Genomic DNA, 21,982 nt, shown 5'->3' with positions numbered 1-21,982 from the left:
CCCGGGCGGAAGGGGGGGGGGGCGGCCACCGGCCGCCCCCGCCTCCCGTCGTCGTGTCGCCGTCGTGCCGCCGCCGTGCCGTGCACCGGCGCGGCACCGCGCCGGACGTCAGCCCAGCGCCGACTTGACCTCGTCCGCCAGCCGCCCCGCCACCGCGCGGGCCTGCTCCAGATCGGCGGCCTCGACCATCACCCGCACCAGCGGCTCGGTGCCGGAGGGGCGCAGCAGCACCCGGCCGGTCTCGCCCAGCTCCCGCTCGGCCTCGCCCACGGCGGCGGCCACCCGGGCCGAGGAGCCGACCCGGCCCTTGTCCACGTCCCGCACGTTGATCAGCACCTGCGGCAGGCGCTCCATGACGCCCGCCAGCTCCGCCAGGGGACGGCCGGTGGCGGCCACCCGCGCGGCCAGCATCAGACCGGTCAGGGTGCCGTCGCCGGTGGTGGCGTGGTCCAGGACGATCACGTGCCCGGACTGCTCGCCGCCCAGCGAGTATCCGCCGCGCTTCATCTCCTCCAGCACGTACCGGTCCCCGACGGCCGTCTGGAGCAGCTCGACGCCCTCGCGCTCCATGGCGAGCTTGAAGCCGAGGTTGGACATCACGGTGGCCACCACGGTGTTCCCGCGCAGCGTCCCGGCCTCCTTCATCCCCAGGGCCAGGACGCTGAGGATCTGGTCGCCGTCGACCTCGTCGCCGTTGCCGTCCACGGCCAGGCAGCGGTCGGCGTCGCCGTCGTGCGCCACGCCCAGGTCGGCGCCGTGCTCGACGACGGCCGCGCGCAGGCCCTCCAGGTGGGTGGAGCCGCAGCCGTCGTTGATGTTGAGCCCGTCGGGCTCGGTGGCGATGGTGACCACCTCGGCGCCCGCCCGCGCGAACGCCTCCGGGGAGACCCGCGCCGCCGCGCCGTGCGCGCCGTCGATGACGACCTTGAGCCCGTCGAGCCGGTTGGGCAGGACGCCGACGAGGTGGGCGACGTACTTGTCGAAGCCCTCGTGGTACCCCTTCACGCGTCCCACGCCCGCGCCCGTCGGCCGGTCCCAGGGCTCGCCGGAGGCGTGCTCGTGGTACACCTGCTCGATGCGGTCCTCCAGCTCGTCGGCGAGCTTGTGGCCGCCGCGGGCGAAGAACTTGATCCCGTTGTCGGGCATGGGGTTGTGGCTGGCCGAGAGCATCACGCCCAGGTCGGCGCCGAGCGCGCCGGTCAGGTACGCCACGGCCGGGGTCGGCAGCACGCCCACCCGCAGCACGTCCACGCCCGCGCTGGCCAGCCCGGCCACCACGGCGGCCTCCAGGAACTCCCCGGACGCGCGCGGATCACGTCCGACCACCGCCACCGGGCGATGGCCCTTGAACGTACCCGCCTCGGCGAGCACGTGAGCCGCCGCGACCGACAGACCGAGCGCCATTTCGGCGGTCAGGTCGGCGTTGGCGACCCCGCGCACACCGTCCGTACCGAAGAGTCGTCCCACCGTGGTTCCTCCGAGTTCAAAGCAGAGATCCGGGCATGCCGAAGGCCCGGTTCATCCAGATATACGCCCCTTGGCGGCGGATACGGCACGGCCGCACGCCCGGCATGCCGACGGTCGCCCCACCGGACGCGCCGGCCCGGAGGCGATCACCGGCCCGAAGACGAGCGCCCCGACGCACCGTGACGGTGCTGTCGGGGCGCTCATCAGCGGATTCCAGGGATTCCGACCAGCAGTGGCGAAGCGTCGATCAACGCTTGCTGTACTGGGTGCCCTTGCGGGCCTTCTTCAGACCGGCCTTCTTGCGCTCGACGGCGCGGGCGTCACGGGTCAGGAAGCCGGCCTTCTTCAGCGGGCCGCGGTTGTTGTCCGCGTCCGCCTCGTTCAGGGCGCGGGCCACGCCCAGGCGCAGCGCACCGGCCTGGCCGGAGACGCCGCCGCCGCTGATGCGGGCGATGACGTCGTAGCGGTTGTCCAGCTCCAGAACCTTGAACGGCTCGTTGACTTCCTGCTGGTGCACCTTGTTCGGGAAGTAGGCCTCGAGGGTGCGGCCGTTGATCTTCCACTGGCCGCTGCCCGGCACGATGCGCACGCGGGCGATGGCGTTCTTGCGGCGTCCGGTGCCGGCGCCCGGCTGGGGCTCACCGAAACGGGACGCGAGGGACTCGGTGGTGTACTCCTCGACGCCCTCGGGGGTCTCGGTGGTGTACTGCTCGACCTCTTCGATCGGGGTCTCGGCGGTGGTCTCGGCCACGGTTCTCCTCAGCTCTCTTCAGTCTTGGTGGTGGCCGGACTACTGCGCGACCTGGGTGATCTCGAACGGGACCGGCTGCTGGGCCGCGTGCGGGTGGTTCTCGCCCGCGTAGACCTTCAGCTTCGAGAGCATCTGACGGCCCAGGGAGTTCTTCGGGAGCATGCCCTTGATGGCCTTCTCCACGGCCTTCTCCGGGTTGTTCTTCAGCAGGTCGTCGTAGCGGACGGACCGCAGACCACCCGGGTAGCCGGAGTGGCGGTAGGCCAGCTTCTGGGTCCGCTTGTTGCCGGAGAGGTGCACCTTGTCGGCGTTGATGATGATGACGAAGTCACCAGCGTCAACGTGCGGCGCGTACACCGGCTTGTGCTTGCCCCTCAGAAGGGTGGCGGCCTGGGAGGCCAGACGGCCCAGGACGACGTCGGTGGCGTCGATGACGTGCCACTGACGCTGGACGTCGCCGGGCTTGGGGCTGTACGTACGCACGGTCGTAGCCTTCGCTTCTTCAGTGAGTGTTTCCTGACAAGGTCACCGGAGATCACGACAGCCTTGACCGCGCGTCGGTGACGCAAGCCGATGCGGGTCGCTGGTCATCGTCCTGGTGGACCAGGCGTAACGGCCTCTCACGTGAGAACGAGCAAGCCAATACGCACAACGAACCAGCAGGATACCGGCCCTCCTCCACACGGGTCAAAACGCCCCCTCGCGGCGGGTGCGCCGCGGCCGGCCGGACACCGTCCTCGCACCGTCCTCCGCGCCGTCCCCGCCCCGCCCACGCACCGCCCCCGCACCGGCTCCGACCGGCCGCTTCGGCGCCTTCGGCGCCGGACCGGGAGCCCGCCGGATCCGCACGCAGGCGGGCGGACGGGCGGGCGCGTCAGCGCGCCCTCGCCACCCGTCCCTCGTCCCAGACCGGCTCCGGCGCCTCCCGCACCCGCCCGTCCGCGCCGAAGACCAGGAAGCGGTCGAAGGAGCGGGCGAACCAGCGGTCGTGCGTCACCGCCAGCACCGTCCCCTCGTACGCCTCCAGGCCCTGCTGGAGTGCCTCGGCGCTCTCCAGGTCCAGGTTGTCGGTCGGCTCGTCCAGCAGCAGCGCCGTGGATCCGGCCAGCTCCAGCAGCAGGATCTGGAAGCGGGCCTGCTGGCCGCCCGAGAGCCTTCCGAAGGGCTGTTCGGCCTGGCGGTCCAGCTCGTACCGGCGCAGCACGGACATCGCCGCGCCCCGGTCCCGGGCGTGCTCGGTCCACAGGACGTCCAGCAGGGTGCGCCCCTCCAGCTCGGGATGGGCGTGGGTCTGCGCGAAGTGGCCCGGCACGACCCGCGCGCCCAGCTTCCACTGCCCCGTGTGCGCCACGTCCCCGCCGGCCAGCAGCCGCAGGAAGTGCGACTTGCCCGAGCCGTTGGAGCCGAGCACCGCGACCCGCTCCCCGTAGAAGACCTCCAGGTCGAACGGCTTCATCAGCCCGGTCAGCTCCAGTCCGGAGCAGGTGACCGCCCGCACCCCGGTGCGCCCGCCGCGCAGCCGCATCCGGATGTCCTGCTCGCGCGGCGGCTCCTGCGGCGGGCCCGCCTCCTCGAACTTCCGCAGCCGGGTGCGGGCCGCCTGGAGCCGGGAGGCCAGGCCGTCGTTGTAGGCAGCCTTCTGCTTGAGGGTGTTCACCAGCCGCTTGAGCTGCGCGTGCTGCTCGTCCCAGCGCCGCCGCAGCTCCTCGAAGCGGGCGAAGCGCTCCCTGCGCGCCTGGTGGTACGTGGCGAAGCCGCCGCCGTGCACCCACACGTCCGACCCGGCCGGCCCCGGCTCCACGCTGACGATCTTCTCCGCCGCCCGCGCCAGCAGCTCCCGGTCGTGGGAGACGAACAGCACCGTCTTGCGGGTCTCGCCCAGCCTCTCCTCCAGCCAGCGCTTGCCGGGGACGTCGAGGTAGTTGTCCGGCTCGTCCAGCAGCAGCACCTCGTCCGGGCCGCGCAGCAGCGCCTCCAGCACCAGCCGCTTCTGCTCGCCGCCCGACAGGGTGCGCACCTGCCGCCACTGCGCCTTGTCGTACGGCACGCCCAGCGCGGCCGTGGTGCACACGTCCCAGGCGGTCTCGGCCTCGTAGCCCCCGGCCTCGGCCCAGTCGGCCAGGGCCTGCGCGTACGCCATCTGCGCCGCCTCGTCGTCGACCTCCATGACCGCCAGCTCGGCGGCGTCCACGGCCTCCGCGGCCTGGCGCAGGCGTGGCCGGGCCACCGAGACCAGCAGGTCGCGGACCGTCCGCTCGTCGCGCACCGAGCCCACGAACTGCGGCATCACCCCGAGCCCGCCGCCGACCGTCACCGTGCCGCCGTGCGGTTTCAGCTCGCCGGCGATCAGCCGCAGCAGCGTCGTCTTCCCGGCTCCGTTGGCGCCCACCAGGGCCACCACCGAGCCCTCCCCCACCCGGAACGAGACGTCGCCGAGGAGCACCCTCCCGTCGGGCAGGTAGTACTCCAGATGCGCGGCCTCGACGTGTCCCATGCCCCGACTCTGACCGGGGCCGCGGCCCCGTGGCAAGCGAATAAGATGCGCCCATGAGCTTTGGGCAGGGGGGACCGGGCTGGGGCCCGGGAGGACCATCCGAACCGTCCACGCCGGACTGGGCGGCGCTCGCCGAGCGGTCCGAGCGAGCCCGTGCCCGGCGCCGCCGCTGGCTGGTGGCCGGCGGCGGGGCGGTGGCCACGGCCGCCGTCGCCGCGATCGTCGCGACCGCCGTCGTCAGCGAGGGCGGGTCCGGCGCCGGGGCGTCCGCCGGTCCGTCGCCGCGTCCGCTCCCGTCCGCCGAGACGCTGCCGCCCGGCCCGGAGCAGCCGGAGCCGACCTTCTCCTCCGAGCCCCCGCCCCCGCCGCCCGACCCGCGCGACTTCCTCTCCGACGCGGGGAGGGACAAGGCCCCGCTCAGCGCGGACACGCTCTTCCCCGGCCCCTCGATGAAGGCCAACGGCCGCGCCTACGACAAGGGCGCCACCGCCTCCACCAGGAGCTGCGCGTCCGGCACCCAGGGCGCCCTCGGCCCGGTGCTGGCGGGCAACGGCTGCCGCGAGCTGATCCGGGCGACGTACGTGCGCGACGGGCTGGCGGTCACCGTGGGCGTCGCGGTCTTCGACAGCGACGAGGCCGCGCGGAAGGCCAAGGAGCAGGCCCGGCCCAACGTCGCCTCACTGCCCGGCGCGGGCGTCCCCACCTTCTGCCGGGGCGGCGTGATCTGCGTCAGCTCCGCCAACGCGCTGGGCCGCTACGCGTACTTCACCATCTCCGGCTACACCGACGGCAGGAGCGTCACGGTCTCCGAGTCCGCCAAGGAGGCCGCCCGCCGGGCCGGCCGCGACACCGCCGACTTCGCCTTCGCCCGCATCCTCAAGCGCGGCCAGGACCAGGCGGCGGCCTCCGTCACCGGCTGACCCGGGCGGCGTACGTGCGCGGACCTGTACCGGCCCGGCCCCGTACGCGCGGCCCCGGACCGGGCGATCCGGTCCGGGGCCGCGCGGGACGTCAGTCCCGCTGTGCTCCCGCCGGGAGCGTGCGCAGGGTCACCTGGGTGGCCGTCTTCTGCTTGAAGGACCAGTCGAGCATCTTCGTCGCGTCCCGGTAGCGGTCGGAGCTGTTGAGGATCACCCCGACGACCGTGCGCTTGTCGCGCGTCGCCGCGAAGACCAGGCAGGGGCCGGCCTTGGAGCCCGTGCCGGTCTTGATGCCGATCACGCCCTTGTACGAACCGAGCAGCTTGTTGGTGTTGTACCAGGTGTACGTGCGCCCGTTGGTCGCCTTCTGGACGGTCTTGGTCGCCTTGACCACCGTCTTGAACGTGGAGTTCGCCAGCGCGTGCCGCGCCAGCTTCGCCATGTCGCGGGGGGTCGAGTAGTTCTTGCCGCTCTTGGAGATGCCGTCGAAGGAGTCGAACTTCGTGTTCTTCATCCCCAGGTCGGCGGCCTTCTTGTTCATCTTGGAGATGAACGACGTGGTGCGGGCGGCCGTCGTGCTCCCGCTGCCGAAGGTGTCCGCCAGCGCGTACGCCGCGTCGCAGCCGGAGGGCAGCATCATCCCGTACAGCAGCTGGCGCACCGTGAGCTTGTCGCCCGTCTTCAGGTCCGCGGTGCTGGCCCCGTACCTGGTCACGTAGTCGCGGTAGGCCTTCTTGACCGTGACCTTGCGGTCCAGGTCGACGCCCTTGGTGGTCACCACGACCGCCGCGGCCATGATCTTGGTGGTGCTGGCCATCTCGCGCCGGGTGTCGGCGCCCTTGCTCCACAGGGTCTTGTTGGGACCGCTGTCCAGCAGGAAGGCACCCTTGGCGGCTATCCCGGACGGTCCCCCGGCCGCCTGGGCGGGCGCCGCCAGCGGGCCCGCGACGAGCACGGCCCCGGCGGCCGCCACCACCACGCCCGCCCCGCGGGTCCCCCTCGTTCGAAGTCTCAATGGATGCTCCGTCATCATGGTCATCGTGGTCGACGGGCCCGCACGGCGCGGGCCCGACTACTGGACGACCGAGCGGCGGCGGTGGTTGCGCACCCGAACCGGCCAATCCGTCAGCAGCATCCCGCTCCGGCCACCGCATCGGCGCCGGGGAGCGTGCGCCGGTTGCGCGCCTCGGCGTTACGCGCGGCCAGCAGTTCGTCGGCCGGATAGCCGACCTCCTCCAGGGTGAGCCCGTGCGGCCGCACCACGTGCACCGCCGAGTCCCGCACCCCGGCCGCCAGCACCCGGCCCGGCCAGGACGGCGGCCGGTGGCCGTCGCCGACGAAGAGCAGCGCGCCCACCAGCGAGCGCACCATGTTGTGGCAGAAGGCGTCGGCGACCACCCGCGCCTCCACGATGCCGTCGGGGCGCCGCCGCCAGTCCAGCTCCCTCAGCGTCCGTATGGTCGTCGCGCCGTCGCGCCGCTTGCAGTACGCCGCGAAGTCGTGCTCCCCCAGCAGCCGCTCGGCCGCGGCGTTCATGGCGTCCACGTCCAGCGGCCAGTCGTGCCACAGCACGTGGCCGCGCTGGAGCGGGTCCACACCGCCCGGGTGGTCGCAGACCCGGTAGGCGTAGCGGCGCCAGACCGCCGAGAACCGGGCGTTGAAGTGCGGCGGGGCCTCGCCGATCCGGTGGACCCGCACGTCGTGCGGCAGCCGCCCGGCCAGCCGGCGCAGCAGCCTCTCCCGGTGCTCGGCCCACAGCCGCTCGGGCAGGTCGACGTGCGCCACCTGGCCGCGGGCGTGGACGCCCGCGTCGGTGCGGCCGGCGACCGTCAGCTCGAAGGTCTCCTCCGAGCGGGTCACCACCCGCAGCGCGTCCTCCAGCTCGCCCTGCACGGTGCGCCGCCCGCGCTGCCGCGCCCAGCCGGAGAAGTCCCTGCCGTCGTACGACAGGTCCAGCCGGACCCGTACGTACCCGGGCTCCACGTCGTCGTTCACACCGTGATCCTCTCAGAGCGCTCGAACGGCGGCGGACCCGCTCCCGGAGGGGGAGACGGGTCCGCTGCGGTGTGCTCGGGGTGCTTCGGGGCCGAAGGGCGCCTCAGGCGTCCTTCTTCTCCTCGGCCGGGGCCTCCTCGGAGTCCGCGGCCTTCTCCTCGGCCGGGGCCTCGGCGGCCTCGTCCTTCGGGGCGTCGCCCGCGGCGTCCTTCTTGAGGTCCTTCACGGCCTCGTCGCCCGCGGCGTCCTTGGCGGACCGCTTCGTGGCGGCCTCGGCCTCGCCGACGGCCTCCTGCTGCACGGTCAGGGCCTCCACCAGCTCGATGACGGCCATGGGCGCGTTGTCGCCACGGCGGTTGCCGATCTTGGTGATGCGGGTGTAACCGCCGGGGCGGTTCTCGTAGCGCGGGCCGATCTCGGTGAAGAGCGTGTGCACGACGCTCTTGTCGAGGATCGTCTGCATCACCTGGCGGCGGTTGTGGAGGTCGCCCTTCTTCGCCTTGGTGATCAGACGCTCCGCCACCGGGCGCAGGCGGCGGGCCTTGGCCTCGGTGGTGGTGATGCGGCCGTGCTCGAAGAGGGCGGTGGCGAGGTTCGCCAGCATGGCCTTCTCGTGCGCGGCGCCGCCGCCGAGGCGGGCGCCCTTGGTGGGCTTCGGCATGGTTCTTCTCCTCGATGTCTGCACCGGCCGTGTCAGGTACCGGTGTCAGTGTCCGGACGGGCTTGTGCCCGCCGGAGCCCGGGGCGCGCCGAGCGGCCCCGGAAGCGTGGGCCGACCGGGCGCGGCGGGTGCCGCGCCCGGTCGGGGTGCCGGTGCGGGACCGGCGTCAGTACCGTCCGGCGCCGGTCAGTACTGCTCGGTCTCGACGAAACCGGAGTCCGCGTCGTCGTCGGCGCCGAAGGCGTCCGCGGCGGCGGTCGGGTCGAATCCGGGCGGGCTGTCCTTGAGGGTCAGGCCCATGCCGGCCAGCTTCGCCTTGACCTCGTCGATCGACTTGGCGCCGAAGTTGCGGATGTCGAGCAGGTCCGCCTCGGAGCGGGCCACCAGCTCGCCCACCGAGTGGATGCCCTCGCGCTTGAGGCAGTTGTAGGAGCGGACGGTCAGCTCCAGCTCCTCGATCGGCAGGGCCAGGTCGGCGGCGAGCGCGGCGTCCGTCGGGGACGGGCCCATGTCGATGCCCTCGGCGTCGACGTTCAGCTCGCGGGCCAGGCCGAACAGCTCGACCAGGGTCTTGCCGGCGGACGCCATGGCGTCACGGGGACGCATGGCCTCCTTGGTCTCGACGTCGACGATCAGCTTGTCGAAGTCGGTGCGCTGCTCGACACGGGTCGCCTCGACCTTGTAGGTGACCTTGAGGACCGGCGAGTAGATGGAGTCGACCGGGATGCGGCCGATCTCCTGGCCCGCCTGCTTGTTCTGCACGGCGGAGACGTAGCCGCGACCGCGCTCGACGGTCAGCTCCATCTCCAGCTTCCCCTTGCCGTTCAGCGTGGCGAGGACCAGGTCGGGGTTGTGCACCTCGACGCCGGCCGGCGGGGCGATGTCGGCGGCGGTGACCAGACCCGGGCCCTGCTTGCGCAGGTACATCACGACCGGCTCGTCGTGCTCCGAGGAGACGACCAGGCTCTTGATGTTGAGGATCAGGTCGGTGACGTCCTCCTTGACGCCCGGCACGGTGGTGAACTCGTGCAGGACGCCGTCGATCCGGATGCTGGTCACGGCGGCACCGGGGATCGAGGAGAGGAGCGTACGACGCAGGGAGTTTCCGAGGGTGTAGCCGAAGCCCGGCTCCAGCGGTTCGATCACGAACCGGGAACGGAACTCGTCCACGACCTCTTCGGTCAGTGAGGGGCGCTGAGCGATCAGCATGGGGATGTGCCTCCAGTCTTCGGCAACCGCTATTTGATGCCGAGCACCGGGCATGCGGCCCGGTTTCCACTGCAAGGGTACGGGCGGCGCGGCGTGTACGCGCCGCGCCGCCCGTACCGCGAGCCGTTACTTCGAGTACAGCTCGACGATCAGCTGCTCCTGCACCTGGGTGTCGATCACCTGGCGCTCGGGCAGCGAGTGGACGAGGATCCGAAGCTGCGACGGGATGGCCTCCAGCCACGCCGGCACGGTCTTCTCGCCGGCCTCCGCCTGAGCCACCTGGAAGGGGGTCATGTTACGGGAGGACGGACGGACCTCGATGATGTCGTTGGGAGCGACGCGAGCCGACGGGATGTCGGTCTTGCGGCCGTTCACCATGATGTGCCCGTGACGGACGAGCTGACGGGCGTGGTCGCGGGACTTGGCGAAGCCGGCCCGGTAGACCACGTTGTCCAGACGGGACTCCAGGATGCGGAGCAGGTTCTCACCCGTCTTGCCCTGCTTGCGGTTGGCTTCGTTGAAGTAACCGCGGAACTGCTTCTCAAGGACCCCGTAGATACGAGCGGCCTTCTGCTTCTCACGCTTCTGCAGCAGGTACTCGCTGTCCTTGGTGCGCCCGCGCCCGTGCTCACCCGGGGGGTAAGGACGGATCTCGATCGGGCACTTCGCGCTCTCGCACTTAGCTCCCTTGAGGAAGAGCTTCTGCTTCTCCCGACGGCAACGCTTGCAGTCGGCCCCGGTGTAACGCGCCATTGTCGTGTATCTCCTACTTCAGCTGGTCAGACGCGGCGGCGCTTCGGCGGGCGGCAGCCGTTGTGCGGGGTCGGGGTGACGTCCTGGATCGAGCCGACCTCGAGGCCGGTGGCCTGGAGGGAGCGGATCGCGGTCTCACGGCCGGAGCCGGGTCCCTTGACGAACACGTCGACCTTGCGCATGCCGTGCTCCTGCGCACGCCGGGCGGCCGACTCGGCGGCCATCTGCGCGGCGAACGGCGTCGACTTGCGCGAGCCCTTGAAGCCCACGTGACCGGCGGAAGCCCAGGAGATCACGTTGCCGGTGGGGTCGGTGATGGAAACGATGGTGTTGTTGAACGTGCTCTTGATGTGAGCGTGCCCGTGGGCGACGTTCTTCTTCTCCTTGCGGCGCACCTTCTTGGCGCCGGCCGTACGGCCCTTCGGAGGCATAGAGAGTTTCTCCTATGGAGGTGGTCGGTCCTACAGTCCGGACCACTGGCGGTGTCCGGTGAGGACTACTTCTTGCCCGGCTTCTTCTTGCCGGCGATCGCGCGGCGCGGGCCCTTGCGGGTGCGGGCGTTGGTGCTGGTGCGCTGGCCCCGGACGGGCAGGCCGCGGCGGTGGCGCAGACCCTGGTAGCTGCCGATCTCGACCTTGCGGCGGATGTCGGCCTGGATCTCGCGGCGGAGGTCGCCCTCGGTGCGGATGTTGGCCTCGACGTACTCGCGGATCCTGACGAGCTCTTCCTCGGTCAGGTCGCGGACGCGGGTGTCCGGGTTCACACCGGTGTTCGCGAGCGTCTGCTGGGAGAGCGTGCGACCGATGCCGAAGACATAGGTGAGGGCGACCTCCACGCGCTTGTCGCGCGGGAGGTCAACGCCTTCGAGGCGTGCCATGAACGTGGCTCCTGGTTTCGTTGGAGGTCTTCCGCAGCACCGTTCCCGTAGCAAGTACGAGCCGGGTCCCCGGCCTCCGTCCGGGGGTGTCGTCCCCACCGGCGTCGACGGATGTCACGGCGGGGGGTCGGGTGTCTGCGTATCTACGTGTCGCTTGCGTCGCGCGAAGAACCGCGAGAGGTGCGAGGCGAGAGGTCGTGCGTCAGCCCTGGCGCTGCTTGTGGCGCAGGTTGTCGCAGATGACCATGACCCGGCCGTGGCGGCGGATCACCTTGCACTTGTCGCAGATCTTCTTGACGCTCGGCTTGACCTTCATGGGTGTGAGGTTCTCCGGGTCAGGCCACCACCCCGCGGTGGGGCGGGGTGAGGGCGAGATCTACTTGTAGCGGTAGACGATCCGCCCGCGCGTCAGGTCGTAGGGAGACAGCTCCACCACGACACGGTCGTCGGGAAGGATACGGATGTAGTGCATCCGCATCTTGCCGCTGATGTGCGCGAGGACCTGGTGCCCGTTCTGGAGCTCCACCTTGAACATCGCGTTCGGGAGAGACTCGACGACGGTGCCCTCGATCTCGATGGCCCCTTGTTTTTTGGCCATACTTGAGCGCTTCACCTTCCGGGATCGGCTACCTGGGTCAGCCCGTGGGTGCGCGCAGGCACACATGGACCGACGAGCCAGTCTACGCCACGGCCCGGGGAAACACGAATCGGAGATGTATGCCCATCACGGGAGATCCTTATGCGGATCCCGGCGGACTTCGGAGGCGGCCCGGGTGGTGCGGCCGGGGCACGCACTCCGGGCGCCCGGGGCCGGCCCGCTCCGGGCCGGCGCGGTCGGGGGGCGGTCAGTCCAGCGGGTCGGGGGCGGTGGTGACGCCGTACTCCGCCAGCTTCGCCCTGCCGCCGTCCGGCGCCGTCAGCACCAGCGGCCCCTGCTCGGTCAGCGCGACGGAGTGCTCCCAGTGGCAGGCCCAGGTGCCGTCGTTCGTCTTGACCGTCCACTCGTCCTCGAGGACGTGGGTCTTGGCGGTGCCCAGGCTGACCATCGGCTCGATCGCCAGGCACATGCCCGGCACCAGCTTCGGGCCCCGGCCGCGCCGGCGGTCGACGTAGTTGAGCAGGTGCGGGTCCATGTGCATCTGGCTGCCGATGCCGTGGCCGCCGTAGTCCTCGATGATCCCGTAGCGGCCGGAGGCCGGACGGGGCTGGCGGCGGATGTAGCCCTCGATCGCCTTGGAGACGTCCACCAGCCGGTTGCCCTTGCGCATCGCCGCGATGCCGGCCCACATCGACTCCTCGGTGACCCGGCTCAGCTCCTGCACCTCGGGCGCGTGGCCCTCGCCGACGAAGACGGTGATCGCCGCGTCCCCGTGCCAGCCGTCGACGATCGCGCCCGCGTCGATGGAGATGATGTCGCCCGACTCCAGTACCGTCTCCCGGTTGGGGATGCCGTGGACGACGACGTCGTTCACCGAGGTGCAGATGTTGCCCGGGAAGCCTCCGTAGCCGAGGAAGTTCGGCTTGGCGCCGTGGTCGGCGAGCACCTTCGCGGCGACCTCGTCCAGGTCCTTGGTGGTCGCGCCGGGCACCGCGGCCTTGCGGCACGCCGCGTGCATCGCGGCGACGACCAGCCCGGCCGCGCGCATCTTCGCGATCTGCTCGGGGGTCTTGATCTCCACCATGACGGCTGACGCCTTCCAGCTTGCGGTTCTACGGCAACATCCCGCCCGGCGCGCTGCCGCCGGGCCCATTCCCTACACGATACGGCCGCGGCGCCCGTCCGGGGCACCGCGGCCTTCTCGCCGTTCTTCCGGACCTACGCCGGGGACTGCTCGGCACCGCGGCCGAGCGCCTCCATCGAGCGCCGGGTGACCTCGGCCACCTTGCCGAGCGCCGAGATCGTCACCACCAGGCCCTGGGCCTTGTAGTGGTCGATGATCGGCTCGGTCTCCGTGTGGTAGACCTCCAGGCGCTTGCGGACGGTGTCCTCGTGGTCGTCCTCGCGCTGGTACAGCTCGCCGCCGCACACGTCGCAGACGCCCTCGGCCTTCGAGGGGCTGTACTGCACGTGGAAGATGTGGCTGCTGTCGTTGCGGCACATCCGCCGCCCGGCGATCCGCTTGACCACCTCGTCCTCGGGGACCTCCAGGTCGAGCACCGCGTCCAGCCGGGTGCCGGCCTCCCGCAGGATGCCGTCCAGCGCCTCGGCCTGGACCAGGTTCCGCGGGAAGCCGTCCAGCAGGAAGCCGCCGGCGGCGTCGGGCTGCTCCATGCGGTCGCGCGCCATCCCGATGGTGACCTCGTCGGGTACGAGCTTCCCGGCCCGCATGTACTCCTGCGCCTTCTGCCCGAGCTGGGTGCCCTGGCTGATGTTGGCGCGGAACAGGTCGCCTGTGGAGATGTGCGGGATGGACAGGTTCTCGGCCAGGTACGCGGCCTGCGTGCCCTTGCCCGCGCCAGGCGGTCCGACGAGGACGATTCGCATCAGCGGAGGAACCCTTCGTAATGGCGCTGCTGAAGCTGGCTCTCGATCTGCTTCACGGTCTCCAGACCGACACCCACGATGATCAGGATGCTGGTCCCGCCGAACGGGAAGTTCTGATTCGCGTTGAACAACACCAGCGCGACGGTGGGCACCAGAGCGATCAGACCCAGGTACAGCGAACCCGGCCACGTGATGCGGTTCAGCACGTAGCTCAGGTACTCCGCGGTGGGACGACCGGCCCGGATACCCGGGATGAAACCACCATACTTCTTCATGTTGTCGGCAACTTCTTCGGGGTTGAAGGAGATGGCCACGTAGAAGAAGGCGAAGAACACGATCAGCACGAAGTACGTGATGATGTAGTACGGGTGGTCACCCTTGACGAGGTGCTGGTTGATCCAGTCGGCCCAGCCCGCCTGCGACCCGCTGAACTGGACGATCAGCGCCGGGATGTAGAGCAGCGACGAGGCGAAGATGACGGGGATCACACCCGCCTGGTTCACCTTCAGCGGGATGTAGGTGGAGGTGCCGCCGTACGAGCGGCGCCCGATCATCCGCTTGGCGTACTGCACCGGGATGCGGCGCTGCGCCTGCTCGACGAAGACCACCAGGGCGACCATCGCCAGACCCGCGAGGATCACCACGCCGAACTCGATCCAGCCGTCCGCCAGGTTGCCCTGGAGCTTGATCGCCCAGAGCAGGCCCGGGAAGCCGGCGGCGATCGAGACGAACATCAGGATCGACATGCCGTTGCCGATGCCGCGGTCGGTGATCAGCTCGCCCAGCCACATGATCAGCGCGGTGCCGGCGGTCATGACGATCACCATGGTGATCGTGGTGAAGATCGAGTCGTCCGGGATGATCTGGTCGCGGACGGTGCACTGTGCGAAGAGGCTGCCGCTGCGGGCCGTCGCCACCAGGCCGGTGGCCTGGAGCACGCCGAGCGCCACGGTCAGGTAGCGGGTGTACTGCGTGATCTTCGCCTGACCGGACTGCCCCTCCTTCTTGAGGGCCTCCAGCCTCGGGATCACCACCACCAGCAGCTGCAGGATGATGCTCGCGGTGATGTACGGCATGATCCCGAGCGCGAAGATGGTCAGCTGCAGCAGTGCGCCACCACTGAACATGTTGACCAGGCCGAAGAGGCCGGCGCCGGCGCCCTCGGCCTCTTTCACGCACTGGTTGACGTTCTCGAAGCTGACACCCGGGACGGGTACGTGCGCCCCGAGCCGGAAGAGCACCATGATGCCAAGGGTGAAGAGCAGCTTCTTGCGCAGGTCGGGCGTCTTGAACGCCCGGGCGAACGCGGTGAGCACGGTGCCTCCTGCGCCCCCCGCGTCACGCGCGAGAGGTTACGGTCGTGAGGATCAACGGATAAAACGGTACGGATTCCACAGGAGCGCGCCTGTGGAGGTCAATAACGCACGCCACCTTACCGGCGACCATGCCCCCCTTGGAACGACCAACCGGGGACGCCCGTTCCTGGGCGCCCCCGGTTGGTCACTTCACCGTGCTCAGACGAGCTCGGTGACGGTGCCTCCGGCAGCGGCGATCTTCTCCTTGGCGGAGCCGGAGACCTTGTCCACGGTCACCTGCAGCGCCACGGAGATCTCCCCGTTGCCCAGCACCTTCACGAGCTGGTTCTTGCGCACCGCGCCCTTGGCCACCAGGTCCTCGACCGTGACCTCGCCGCCCTCGGGGTAGAGGGAGGCCAGCTTGTCCAGGTTGACGACCTGGTACTCGGTGCGGAAGGGGTTCTTGAAGCCCTTGAGCTTGGGCAGCCGCATGTGCAGCGGCATCTGCCCGCCCTCGAAGGCCTCGGGAACCTGGTAGCGGGCCTTGGTGCCCTTGGTGCCACGACCGGCGGTCTTGCCCTTGGACGCCTCACCACGACCGACACGGGTCTTGGCGGTCTTGGCGCCCGGGGCGGGCCGGAGGTTGTGGACCTTCAGCGGCTTCTGCTCCGCCATGTCAGTCGACCTCCTCGACCGTCACGAGGTGGCGGACGGTCTGCACCATGCCGCGGATCTCGGGACGGTCCTCCTTGACGACCGTGTCGTTCACTCGCTTGAGGCCGAGGGAACGCAGGGTGTCGCGGTGGTTCTGCTTGCTGCCGATGTAGGACTTGGTCTGGGTGACCTTCAGGCGGGCCATCAGGCACTCACCCCAGCCCGCGCCCGCAGCAGAGCGGCGGGAGCAACGTCCTCGAGCGGCAGGCCGCGGCGGGCGGCGATCTCCTCGGGGCGCTGCAGGCCCTTCAGAGCGGCCACCGTGGCGTGCACGATGTTGATCGGGTTCGACGAGCCGAGGGACTTGCTCAGCACGTCGTGGATGCCCGCGCACTCCAGCACGGCGCGCACCGGGCCACCGGCGATCACACCGGTACCGGGCGAGGCCGGCTTGAGCAGCACGACGCCCGCGGCCTCCTCACCCTGGATCGGGTGGGGGATGGTGCCCTGGATCCGGGGGACCTTGAAGAAGTGCTTCTTGGCCTCCTCGACGCCCTTGGCGATGGCGGCCGGCACCTCCTTTGCCTTGCCGTAACCGACACCCACGGTGCCGTCGCCGTCGCCCACCACGACCAGCGCGGTGAAGCTGAAGCGACGACCACCCTTCACGACCTTGGCGACGCGGTTGATCGCGACGACCCGCTCGACGTACGCGGTCTTCTCGGCGGCCGCGCCACCGTCCCGCCGGTCCCGTCGGTCCCGCCGCTCGCCGCCACCGGCGCCGCCACCGCGGCGCTGGGGTCCAGCCATTGGAATTACCTCTCTCTATGCGTCCGCTTGCGTGGGGACCGGCTCAGAACCTGAGCCCGGCCTCGCGGGCGGCGTCGGCCAGGGCGGCGATCCGCCCGGCGTACTTGTTGCCGCCGCGGTCGAACACGACGGCCTCGATGCCCGCTGCCTTGGCGCGCTCGGCGACCAGGGAGCCGACCTGCTTGGCCAGGGCGGTCTTGTCGCCCTCGCCGCCGCGGATCGAGCTGTCCAGCGTCGACGCCGAGGCCAGCGTGTGGCCCGCGATGTCGTCGATGACCTGCGCCACCATGTGACGGTTGGAGCGCGTCACCACCAGGCGCGGACGCTCGGCGGTGCCCGACACCTTCTTGCGGACGCGGATGTGGCGCCGCTTGACAGCGACGGCCTTGCGCGCGCTGCCCTTCGCGATCTTCACACCGTATGCCATGGCTTACTTACCAGCCTTTCCGACCTTGCGGCGGATGACCTCGCCCGCGTACTTCACGCCCTTGGCCTTGTACGGGTCGGGCTTGCGCAGCTTGCGGATGTTCGCGGCGACTTCGCCGACCTTCTGCTTGTCGATGCCCTCGACGCTCAGCTTGGTCGGGGACTCCACCTTGAAGGAGATGCCCTCGGGAGCCTTCACCGTGATCGGGTGGCTGTATCCCAGGGAGAACTCCAGGTCGGAGCCCTTCGCCTGGACGCGGTAACCGACACCGCTGATCTCGAGCTGCTTGCTGTAGCCCTGGGTCACGCCAGTGATCATGTTCGCCACCAGCGTGCGGGACAGGCCGTGCAGGGCCTTGTTCCGGCTCTCGTCGTTCGGGCGGGTCACACGGATCGTGCCGTCCTCACCCTTGGCGACCTCGATGGGCGCGGCGACGGTGTGCGAAAGGTTGCCCTTGGGGCCCTTCACGGCGACCGTCCGGCCATCGATGGTGACGTCCACACCGGCGGGAACCTGGATGGGGAGCTTGCCGATACGCGACATGAGCTTTACCTCCGTTCCCTTCCGTTACCAGACGTAGGCGAGGACTTCCCCACCCACGCCCTTCTTCTGAGCCTGCTTGTCGGTGAGGAGCCCGTGGGAGGTGGAGATGATCGCCACGCCCAGGCCGCCGAGCACCTTCGGCAGGTTGGTGGACTTTGCGTAGACCCGCAGACCCGGCTTGCTGATGCGCTTGATGCCGGCGATCGAACGCTCGCGGTTCGGCCCGAACTTGAGCTCCAGGACGAGGTTCTTGCCCACCTGGGCGTCCTCGACCTTCCAGCCGGTGATGTAGCCCTCCTGCTGGAGGATCTCCGCGATGTGCGACTTGATCTTGCTGTGCGGCATCACGACGGTGTCGTGGTAAGCCGAGTTCGCGTTTCGCAGACGCGTCAGCATGTCTGCGATCGGATCGGTCATGGTCATGTGATGGCCTTCGGCCTCTCTCGCCGGGGTTTCCTGTCTGCTCCGTCCCTCTCCCCGTACGCGATGGCGACGGGACGGGTGCGGTGCGGGGACCTACGGCGTAGTAAGACGGTCATGGGCGGCGAGCGCCCAACCCACAAGCCTAGGGCACGCGGGGAGGGCGTTCGCCGGCCAGGATGCTCTTACCGAGAGTTCCGGTGGTCCGCTGGCGCGGACCTACCAGGAGCTCTTGGTGACGCCCGGCAGCTCGCCGCGGTGGGCCATCTCACGAAGGCACACGCGGCACAGGCCGAACTTGCGGTAGACGGAGTGGGGACGGCCGCAGCGCTGGCAGCGCGTGTACGCGCGCACCGAGAACTTCGGCTTGCGGGCGGCCTTGGCAATGAGAGCCTTCTTCGCCACGGCTCACGCCTCCTTGAAGGGGAATCCGAGGTGACGCAGCAGAGCGCGACCCTCCTCGTCGGTGTTCGCCGTGGTGACCACGGTGATGTCCATGCCCCGGACCCGGTCGATCTTGTCCTGGTCGATCTCGTGGAACATGACCTGCTCCGTGAGACCGAAGGTGTAGTTGCCCCTGCCGTCGAACTGCTTCGGCGACAGACCGCGGAAGTCGCGGATGCGCGGCAGCGCGAGCGACAGCAGGCGGTCCAGGAACTCCCACATCCGGTCGCCCCGCAGGGTGACGTGGGCACCGATCGGCTGACCCTCGCGCAGCTTGAACTGCGCGATGGACTTCCGGGCCTTGGTCACGGCCGGCTTCTGGCCGGTGATCGTGGCGAGGTCGCGGATGGCGCCCTCGATCAGCTTGGAGTCGCGGGCGGCCTCGCCCACACCCATGTTGACCACGATCTTGGTGAGACCGGGGGTCTGCATGACGTTCTCGTACTTGAACTCGTCACGCAGCTTGCCCGCGATCTCCTCGCGGTAGCGCGTCTTCAGACGCGGCTGCACGTTCGTGGCGGTAGTCATCAGATGTCCTCACCGGTCCGCTTGGCAACGCGGATCTTGTTGCCGTCCTCGTCGAAGCGGTAACCGACGCGGGTGACGACCTTCTTGCCGTCCTTCTCCACGACGAGCTGAACGTTGCTCACGTGGATCGGGGCCTCGGTCGTCACGATGCCGCCGGTCTTCGAACCGCGAGCGGTCTGTCCGGCCTTGGTGTGCTTCTTGACCCGGTTGACACCCTCGACCAGGACGCGGTCCTCGCGGGGGAAGGCCGCGATGACCTTGCCCTGCTTGCCCTTGTCCTTGCCGGTGATGACCTGGACCAGGTCGCCCTTCTTGATCTTCATCGGTTACAGCACCTCCGGCGCGAGCGAGATGATCTTCATGAACTTCTTCTCGCGCAGCTCACGGCCCACCGGGCCGAAGATACGGGTGCCGCGGGGGTCGCCGTCGTTCTTGAGGATGACGGCGGCGTTCTCGTCGAAGCGGATGTACGAGCCGTCGGGGCGGCGGCGCTCCTTGACGGTGCGCACGACGACGGCCTTGACGACGTCGCCCTTCTTCACGTTGCCACCGGGGATCGCGTCCTTGACGGTGGCGACGATGACGTCACCGATACCCGCGTAGCGGCGGCCGGAGCCACCGAGAACACGGATGCAAAGGATCTCCTTCGCTCCCGTGTTGTCGGCGACACGCAGCCGCGACTCCTGCTGGATCACGTCTATCTCCTGATCGTCTGCCGGTTCCCGGCGGGTGCGCGCTCACCGCACGCACCTCGCCGAGCCTGGCGGAACTCGTCCCGAGAAGGGATCTCGGGAATTACTTGGCCTTCTCGAGGATCTCGACGACGCGCCAGCGCTTCGTCGCGGACAGCGGCCGGGTCTCCATCAGGAGGACGCGGTCGCCGACACCCGCGGCGTTCTGCTCGTCGTGCGCCTTGAGCTTGTTCGTACGGCGGATGACCTTGCCGTACAGGGCGTGCTTGACGCGGTCCTCGACGGCGACGACAACGGTCTTGTCCATCTTGTCGCTGACGACCAGACCCTCACGGGTCTTGCGGAAGCCGCGGTTCTGCTCTGCAGTCTCAGTCACATTCGTCTCGCTCATCAGGCGCTCTCCACCGTCTCGATGCCGAGCTCGCGCTCACGCATCAGGGTGTAGATCCGGGCGATGTCCTTGCGGACGGCCTTCAGCCGGCCGTTGTTCTCCAGCTGTCCGGTCGCCGCCTGGAAACGGAGCTTGAAGAGCTCCTCCTTGGCCTCGCGCAGCTTGACGACGAGCTCCTCGTCGCCCAGCTCGCGCAGCTCGCTCGCCTTGGTACCGGCCGCCATCACGACTCACCTGCCTCGCGCCGAACGATCCGGCACTTCATCGGAAGCTTGTGAGCAGCGCGGGTGAGCGCCTCACGAGCAATCTTCTCGTTCGGGTAGGACAGCTCGAACATGACCCGACCGGGCTTGACGTTCGCGACCCACCACTCCGGCGAACCCTTACCGGAACCCATGCGGGTCTCGGCGGGCTTCTTCGTCAGCGGACGGTCCGGGTAGATGTTGATCCACACCTTGCCGCCACGCTTGATGTGACGGGTCATGGAGATACGAGCCGCCTCGATCTGCCGGTTCGTCACGTAGGCAGCGGTGACGGCCTGGATGCCGTACTCGCCGAAAGCAACCTCGGTGCCGCCCTTGGCCATGCCCTTGCGCTTCGGGTGGTGCTGCTTGCGGTGCTTGACCCTGCGGGGGATCAGCATGACGGTCAGGCCTCCTTCCCGGCAGAGCCGGTGCTCTCGGCGGCCGGAGCGGCAGCGGTGCCCGCCTCGGCCCGGGGAGCCTCGGTCCGGTCCTGCTGCGGCTTGCGGCCGCGTCCGCCGCGCTCGCCACCGCGGCGCGGACGGTCGTTGCCACCGCGCGACGGACGGTTGCCGGCGCGGGCGGCGGCGTTCTCGGCGCGGACCTCGGCGATGTTCTTGACGTCGCCCTTGTAGATCCAGACCTTCACACCGATGCGGCCGAACGTCGTCTTGGCCTCGAAGAAGCCGTAGTCGATGTTGGCCCGGAGGGTGTGCAGGGGAACCCGGCCCTCGCGGTAGAACTCGGTGCGGGACATCTCGGCGCCGCCGAGGCGGCCACCGCACTGGATCTTGATGCCCTTGGCGCCGGCCTTCATCGTGCTCTGCATCGACTTGCGCATCGCACGGCGGAAGGAGACGCGGGAGGACAGCTGCTCGGCGACGGCCTGGGCCACCAGCTGAGCGTCCGTCTCCGGGTTCTTCACCTCGAGGATGTTGAACTGGATCTGCTTGCCGGTCAGCTTCTCGAGCTGACCGCGGATGCGCTCCGCCTCGGCGCCGCGGCGGCCGATCACGATGCCCGGACGGGCGGTGTGGACGTCCACGCGGACGCGGTCGCGGGTGCGCTCGATCTCCACCTTGGAGATGCCGGCCCGCTCCATGCCCTGCGTGAGCAGGCGGCGGATCTCGACGTCTTCCTTGATGTAGTCCTTGTAGAGCTTGTCGGCGTACCAGCGGGACTTGAAGTCCGTGGTGATGCCGAGCCGGAACCCGTGCGGGTTGATCTTCTGGCCCATTACCGGGTTCCTTCCTTGCTGCTGACGACCACCGTGATGTGGCTGGTCCGCTTGCGGATCCGGTAGGCGCGGCCCTGGGCGCGCGGCCGGAACCGCTTCAGGGTCGGGCCCTCGTCGACGTACGCCTCGGAGATGAAGAGGCTGTCGACGTCCGTGTGGTCGTAGTTGTGCGCGGCGTTGGCGATGGCGCTGTCCAGCACCTTGCCGACGGGCACGCTCGCGGCCTGCGGGGCGAAACGCAGGACCGCCTGAGCCTCCGTGGCGTCCATGCCACGGATGAGGTCCACCACGCGGCGGGCCTTCATGGGCGTGACGCGGATGTACCGCGCCTGGGCCCTGGCTTCCATGGTTGTCCCTTCGGTGTCAGTCATTGGTCTTCGCTATTTCCGCAGATCAGCGACGACGCGACTTGCGGTCGTCCTTCTCGTGGCCGCGGAAGGTGCGGGTCGGCGCGAACTCGCCGAGCTTGTGGCCGACCATCGACTCGGTGACGAACACCGGGACGTGCTTGCGGCCGTCGTGCACCGCGATCGTGTGGCCCAGCATGGCCGGGACGATCATCGAGCGGCGGGACCAGGTCTTGATGACGTTCTTGGTGCCTGCGTCGTTCTGGGCGTCCACCTTCTTGATCAGGTGGTCGTCGACGAAAGGCCCCTTCTTGAGACTGCGCGGCATCGAAAACCCGCC

At 69.7% G+C, this 21,982-nt stretch carries 33 protein-coding genes; 1 reads left to right on the top strand and 32 read right to left on the bottom strand.

Annotated features, from left to right (window positions below; genetic code table 11):
• Positions 1-108: 108 nt before the first annotated feature.
• The 4 genes from glmM to QC029_RS19860 all read right to left on the bottom strand — a co-directional run bounded on the left by glmM (position 109) and on the right by QC029_RS19860 (position 4,712).
• Complete coding sequence (gene glmM / locus QC029_RS19875) at positions 109-1,467, bottom strand: phosphoglucosamine mutase (protein ID WP_279557052.1); 1,359 nt, start codon at positions 1,465-1,467, stop codon at positions 109-111.
• Positions 1,468-1,714: 247 nt separating this feature from the next.
• Positions 1,715-2,218 (bottom strand): 30S ribosomal protein S9, encoded by a 504-nt coding sequence (gene rpsI, locus QC029_RS19870; protein WP_279557051.1) that lies wholly within the window; start codon positions 2,216-2,218, stop codon positions 1,715-1,717.
• Between the two features lie 39 nt (positions 2,219-2,257).
• Positions 2,258-2,701, bottom strand: coding sequence for a 50S ribosomal protein L13 (gene rplM, locus QC029_RS19865; protein WP_093660647.1), 444 nt, complete (start codon positions 2,699-2,701; stop codon positions 2,258-2,260).
• 391 nt (positions 2,702-3,092) lie between these two features.
• A complete protein-coding gene (locus QC029_RS19860) occupies positions 3,093-4,712 on the bottom strand; it encodes an ATP-binding cassette domain-containing protein (RefSeq protein ID WP_279557050.1) in 1,620 nt (539 codons plus the stop codon).
• A 53-nt stretch (positions 4,713-4,765) separates the two neighbouring features.
• On the opposite strand from QC029_RS19860, the gene QC029_RS19855 reads away from it, so the two are divergent.
• Entirely contained in the window at positions 4,766-5,632 is an 867-nt protein-coding gene (locus tag QC029_RS19855; protein WP_279557049.1) for a hypothetical protein, read from the top strand.
• 91 nt (positions 5,633-5,723) lie between these two features.
• On the opposite strand, the gene QC029_RS19850 is transcribed toward QC029_RS19855, so the two are convergent.
• From QC029_RS19850 to rpsS, 28 genes are all read right to left on the bottom strand, one after another.
• Positions 5,724-6,647 (bottom strand): serine hydrolase, encoded by a 924-nt coding sequence (locus QC029_RS19850; RefSeq protein ID WP_279557048.1) that lies wholly within the window; start codon positions 6,645-6,647, stop codon positions 5,724-5,726.
• 110 nt (positions 6,648-6,757) lie between these two features.
• Positions 6,758-7,627 (bottom strand): tRNA pseudouridine(38-40) synthase TruA, encoded by an 870-nt coding sequence (gene truA / locus QC029_RS19845; protein ID WP_279557047.1) that lies wholly within the window; start codon positions 7,625-7,627, stop codon positions 6,758-6,760.
• Between the two features lie 103 nt (positions 7,628-7,730).
• A complete protein-coding gene (gene rplQ / locus QC029_RS19840) occupies positions 7,731-8,288 on the bottom strand; it encodes a 50S ribosomal protein L17 (RefSeq protein ID WP_279557046.1) in 558 nt (185 codons plus the stop codon).
• Between the two features lie 186 nt (positions 8,289-8,474).
• On the bottom strand, positions 8,475-9,497 hold the full coding sequence (locus tag QC029_RS19835; RefSeq protein WP_279557045.1) for a DNA-directed RNA polymerase subunit alpha: 1,023 nt from the start codon (positions 9,495-9,497) through the stop codon (positions 8,475-8,477).
• A gap of 126 nt (positions 9,498-9,623) precedes the next feature.
• Positions 9,624-10,250 carry a 30S ribosomal protein S4 gene (gene rpsD / locus QC029_RS19830; RefSeq protein WP_279557044.1) on the bottom strand — a complete coding sequence of 209 codons (627 nt, stop codon included), beginning with the start codon at positions 10,248-10,250 and terminating at the stop codon, positions 9,624-9,626.
• 26 nt (positions 10,251-10,276) lie between these two features.
• On the bottom strand, positions 10,277-10,681 hold the full coding sequence (rpsK, locus tag QC029_RS19825) for a 30S ribosomal protein S11 (protein ID WP_004571845.1): 405 nt from the start codon (positions 10,679-10,681) through the stop codon (positions 10,277-10,279).
• A gap of 65 nt (positions 10,682-10,746) precedes the next feature.
• Positions 10,747-11,127: a 30S ribosomal protein S13 gene (gene rpsM, locus QC029_RS19820; RefSeq protein ID WP_155071603.1), complete on the bottom strand. Its 381-nt coding sequence runs from the start codon at positions 11,125-11,127 to the stop codon at positions 10,747-10,749.
• A 202-nt stretch (positions 11,128-11,329) separates the two neighbouring features.
• Positions 11,330-11,443, bottom strand: a complete 114-nt coding sequence (rpmJ, locus tag QC029_RS19815; protein ID WP_003956441.1) for a 50S ribosomal protein L36 — start codon at positions 11,441-11,443, stop codon at positions 11,330-11,332.
• Positions 11,444-11,503: 60 nt separating this feature from the next.
• Positions 11,504-11,725 (bottom strand): translation initiation factor IF-1, encoded by a 222-nt coding sequence (gene infA / locus QC029_RS19810; RefSeq protein ID WP_003948620.1) that lies wholly within the window; start codon positions 11,723-11,725, stop codon positions 11,504-11,506.
• A 247-nt stretch (positions 11,726-11,972) separates the two neighbouring features.
• On the bottom strand, positions 11,973-12,809 hold the full coding sequence (gene map / locus QC029_RS19805) for a type I methionyl aminopeptidase (RefSeq protein WP_279557043.1): 837 nt from the start codon (positions 12,807-12,809) through the stop codon (positions 11,973-11,975).
• Positions 12,810-12,943: 134 nt separating this feature from the next.
• Positions 12,944-13,612: an adenylate kinase gene (locus QC029_RS19800; RefSeq protein ID WP_279557042.1), complete on the bottom strand. Its 669-nt coding sequence runs from the start codon at positions 13,610-13,612 to the stop codon at positions 12,944-12,946.
• Positions 13,612-14,928, bottom strand: a complete 1,317-nt coding sequence (secY, locus tag QC029_RS19795; RefSeq protein ID WP_279557041.1) for a preprotein translocase subunit SecY — start codon at positions 14,926-14,928, stop codon at positions 13,612-13,614. The genes QC029_RS19800 and secY overlap by 1 nt, the downstream gene beginning before the upstream one ends.
• A 198-nt stretch (positions 14,929-15,126) precedes the next feature.
• On the bottom strand, positions 15,127-15,582 hold the full coding sequence (gene rplO / locus QC029_RS19790) for a 50S ribosomal protein L15 (RefSeq protein ID WP_279557040.1): 456 nt from the start codon (positions 15,580-15,582) through the stop codon (positions 15,127-15,129).
• Between the two features lies 1 nt (position 15,583).
• Entirely contained in the window at positions 15,584-15,766 is a 183-nt protein-coding gene (gene rpmD, locus QC029_RS19785) for a 50S ribosomal protein L30 (RefSeq protein ID WP_100201545.1), read from the bottom strand.
• Positions 15,766-16,371, bottom strand: a complete 606-nt coding sequence (gene rpsE / locus QC029_RS19780; RefSeq protein ID WP_279557039.1) for a 30S ribosomal protein S5 — start codon at positions 16,369-16,371, stop codon at positions 15,766-15,768. Before rpsE ends, rpmD begins: the two co-directional genes overlap by 1 nt.
• 43 nt (positions 16,372-16,414) lie before the next feature.
• Positions 16,415-16,798 carry a 50S ribosomal protein L18 gene (gene rplR, locus QC029_RS19775; RefSeq protein ID WP_279557038.1) on the bottom strand — a complete coding sequence of 128 codons (384 nt, stop codon included), beginning with the start codon at positions 16,796-16,798 and terminating at the stop codon, positions 16,415-16,417.
• 3 nt (positions 16,799-16,801) lie between these two features.
• Positions 16,802-17,341: a 50S ribosomal protein L6 gene (rplF, locus tag QC029_RS19770; protein WP_279557037.1), complete on the bottom strand. Its 540-nt coding sequence runs from the start codon at positions 17,339-17,341 to the stop codon at positions 16,802-16,804.
• Positions 17,342-17,365: 24 nt separating this feature from the next.
• On the bottom strand, positions 17,366-17,764 hold the full coding sequence (rpsH, locus tag QC029_RS19765) for a 30S ribosomal protein S8 (protein ID WP_155071596.1): 399 nt from the start codon (positions 17,762-17,764) through the stop codon (positions 17,366-17,368).
• Between the two features lie 216 nt (positions 17,765-17,980).
• Entirely contained in the window at positions 17,981-18,166 is a 186-nt protein-coding gene (locus tag QC029_RS19760) for a type Z 30S ribosomal protein S14 (RefSeq protein ID WP_014144326.1), read from the bottom strand.
• Positions 18,167-18,169: 3 nt separating this feature from the next.
• Positions 18,170-18,733 carry a 50S ribosomal protein L5 gene (gene rplE, locus QC029_RS19755; RefSeq protein ID WP_093851452.1) on the bottom strand — a complete coding sequence of 188 codons (564 nt, stop codon included), beginning with the start codon at positions 18,731-18,733 and terminating at the stop codon, positions 18,170-18,172.
• Entirely contained in the window at positions 18,733-19,056 is a 324-nt protein-coding gene (gene rplX / locus QC029_RS19750; RefSeq protein WP_155071594.1) for a 50S ribosomal protein L24, read from the bottom strand. Before rplX ends, rplE begins: the two co-directional genes overlap by 1 nt.
• A gap of 3 nt (positions 19,057-19,059) precedes the next feature.
• Positions 19,060-19,428, bottom strand: coding sequence for a 50S ribosomal protein L14 (rplN, locus tag QC029_RS19745; protein ID WP_055718836.1), 369 nt, complete (start codon positions 19,426-19,428; stop codon positions 19,060-19,062).
• Positions 19,429-19,528: 100 nt separating this feature from the next.
• On the bottom strand, positions 19,529-19,816 hold the full coding sequence (gene rpsQ, locus QC029_RS19740) for a 30S ribosomal protein S17 (RefSeq protein ID WP_093660607.1): 288 nt from the start codon (positions 19,814-19,816) through the stop codon (positions 19,529-19,531).
• On the bottom strand, positions 19,816-20,040 hold the full coding sequence (gene rpmC, locus QC029_RS19735) for a 50S ribosomal protein L29 (RefSeq protein ID WP_093851454.1): 225 nt from the start codon (positions 20,038-20,040) through the stop codon (positions 19,816-19,818). The genes rpsQ and rpmC overlap by 1 nt, the downstream gene beginning before the upstream one ends.
• Entirely contained in the window at positions 20,040-20,459 is a 420-nt protein-coding gene (gene rplP / locus QC029_RS19730) for a 50S ribosomal protein L16 (protein ID WP_093660605.1), read from the bottom strand. The genes rpmC and rplP overlap by 1 nt, the downstream gene beginning before the upstream one ends.
• A 5-nt stretch (positions 20,460-20,464) precedes the next feature.
• The gene (gene rpsC / locus QC029_RS19725) at positions 20,465-21,295 is read right to left on the bottom strand and encodes a 30S ribosomal protein S3 (RefSeq protein WP_279557036.1); all 831 of its coding nucleotides are present in this window, start codon (positions 21,293-21,295) and stop codon (positions 20,465-20,467) included.
• Complete coding sequence (gene rplV / locus QC029_RS19720) at positions 21,295-21,642, bottom strand: 50S ribosomal protein L22 (RefSeq protein WP_006130776.1); 348 nt, start codon at positions 21,640-21,642, stop codon at positions 21,295-21,297. Before rplV ends, rpsC begins: the two co-directional genes overlap by 1 nt.
• Before the next feature lie 46 nt (positions 21,643-21,688).
• Complete coding sequence (rpsS, locus tag QC029_RS19715) at positions 21,689-21,970, bottom strand: 30S ribosomal protein S19 (protein ID WP_093660601.1); 282 nt, start codon at positions 21,968-21,970, stop codon at positions 21,689-21,691.
• Positions 21,971-21,982: the final 12 nt, after the last annotated feature.

This window comes from Streptomyces sp. DH37 (genome assembly GCF_029813835.1).
GTDB lineage: Bacteria > Actinomycetota > Actinomycetes > Streptomycetales > Streptomycetaceae > Streptomyces.
This window is presented reverse-complemented; position numbering and strand designations above follow the sequence as displayed.

What these genes read in the sequence shown, in the direction of transcription:
- QC029_RS19860 (WP_279557050.1), bottom strand. Translation starts at nt 4,712, where the DNA reads ATGGGACACGTCGAGGCCGCGCATCTGGAGTACTACCTGCCCGACGGG.
- QC029_RS19855 (WP_279557049.1), top strand. Translation starts at nt 4,766, where the DNA reads ATGAGCTTTGGGCAGGGGGGACCGGGCTGGGGCCCGGGAGGACCATCC.
- rplQ (WP_279557046.1), bottom strand. Translation starts at nt 8,288, where the DNA reads ATGCCGAAGCCCACCAAGGGCGCCCGCCTCGGCGGCGGCGCCGCGCAC.
- QC029_RS19835 (WP_279557045.1), bottom strand. Translation starts at nt 9,497, where the DNA reads ATGCTGATCGCTCAGCGCCCCTCACTGACCGAAGAGGTCGTGGACGAG.
- rpsD (WP_279557044.1), bottom strand. Translation starts at nt 10,250, where the DNA reads ATGGCGCGTTACACCGGGGCCGACTGCAAGCGTTGCCGTCGGGAGAAG.
- rpsK (WP_004571845.1), bottom strand. Translation starts at nt 10,681, where the DNA reads ATGCCTCCGAAGGGCCGTACGGCCGGCGCCAAGAAGGTGCGCCGCAAG.
- rpsM (WP_155071603.1), bottom strand. Translation starts at nt 11,127, where the DNA reads ATGGCACGCCTCGAAGGCGTTGACCTCCCGCGCGACAAGCGCGTGGAG.
- rpmJ (WP_003956441.1), bottom strand. Translation starts at nt 11,443, where the DNA reads ATGAAGGTCAAGCCGAGCGTCAAGAAGATCTGCGACAAGTGCAAGGTG.
- infA (WP_003948620.1), bottom strand. Translation starts at nt 11,725, where the DNA reads ATGGCCAAAAAACAAGGGGCCATCGAGATCGAGGGCACCGTCGTCGAG.
- map (WP_279557043.1), bottom strand. Translation starts at nt 12,809, where the DNA reads ATGGTGGAGATCAAGACCCCCGAGCAGATCGCGAAGATGCGCGCGGCC.
- QC029_RS19800 (WP_279557042.1), bottom strand. Translation starts at nt 13,612, where the DNA reads ATGCGAATCGTCCTCGTCGGACCGCCTGGCGCGGGCAAGGGCACGCAG.
- rplO (WP_279557040.1), bottom strand. Translation starts at nt 15,582, where the DNA reads ATGGCGGAGCAGAAGCCGCTGAAGGTCCACAACCTCCGGCCCGCCCCG.
- rpmD (WP_100201545.1), bottom strand. Translation starts at nt 15,766, where the DNA reads ATGGCCCGCCTGAAGGTCACCCAGACCAAGTCCTACATCGGCAGCAAG.
- rpsE (WP_279557039.1), bottom strand. Translation starts at nt 16,371, where the DNA reads ATGGCTGGACCCCAGCGCCGCGGTGGCGGCGCCGGTGGCGGCGAGCGG.
- rplR (WP_279557038.1), bottom strand. Translation starts at nt 16,798, where the DNA reads ATGGCATACGGTGTGAAGATCGCGAAGGGCAGCGCGCGCAAGGCCGTC.
- rplF (WP_279557037.1), bottom strand. Translation starts at nt 17,341, where the DNA reads ATGTCGCGTATCGGCAAGCTCCCCATCCAGGTTCCCGCCGGTGTGGAC.
- rpsH (WP_155071596.1), bottom strand. Translation starts at nt 17,764, where the DNA reads ATGACCATGACCGATCCGATCGCAGACATGCTGACGCGTCTGCGAAAC.
- rplE (WP_093851452.1), bottom strand. Translation starts at nt 18,733, where the DNA reads ATGACTACCGCCACGAACGTGCAGCCGCGTCTGAAGACGCGCTACCGC.
- rplX (WP_155071594.1), bottom strand. Translation starts at nt 19,056, where the DNA reads ATGAAGATCAAGAAGGGCGACCTGGTCCAGGTCATCACCGGCAAGGAC.
- rpsQ (WP_093660607.1), bottom strand. Translation starts at nt 19,816, where the DNA reads ATGAGCGAGACGAATGTGACTGAGACTGCAGAGCAGAACCGCGGCTTC.
- rpmC (WP_093851454.1), bottom strand. Translation starts at nt 20,040, where the DNA reads ATGGCGGCCGGTACCAAGGCGAGCGAGCTGCGCGAGCTGGGCGACGAG.
- rplP (WP_093660605.1), bottom strand. Translation starts at nt 20,459, where the DNA reads ATGCTGATCCCCCGCAGGGTCAAGCACCGCAAGCAGCACCACCCGAAG.
- rpsC (WP_279557036.1), bottom strand. Translation starts at nt 21,295, where the DNA reads ATGGGCCAGAAGATCAACCCGCACGGGTTCCGGCTCGGCATCACCACG.
- rplV (WP_006130776.1), bottom strand. Translation starts at nt 21,642, where the DNA reads ATGGAAGCCAGGGCCCAGGCGCGGTACATCCGCGTCACGCCCATGAAG.
- rpsS (WP_093660601.1), bottom strand. Translation starts at nt 21,970, where the DNA reads ATGCCGCGCAGTCTCAAGAAGGGGCCTTTCGTCGACGACCACCTGATC.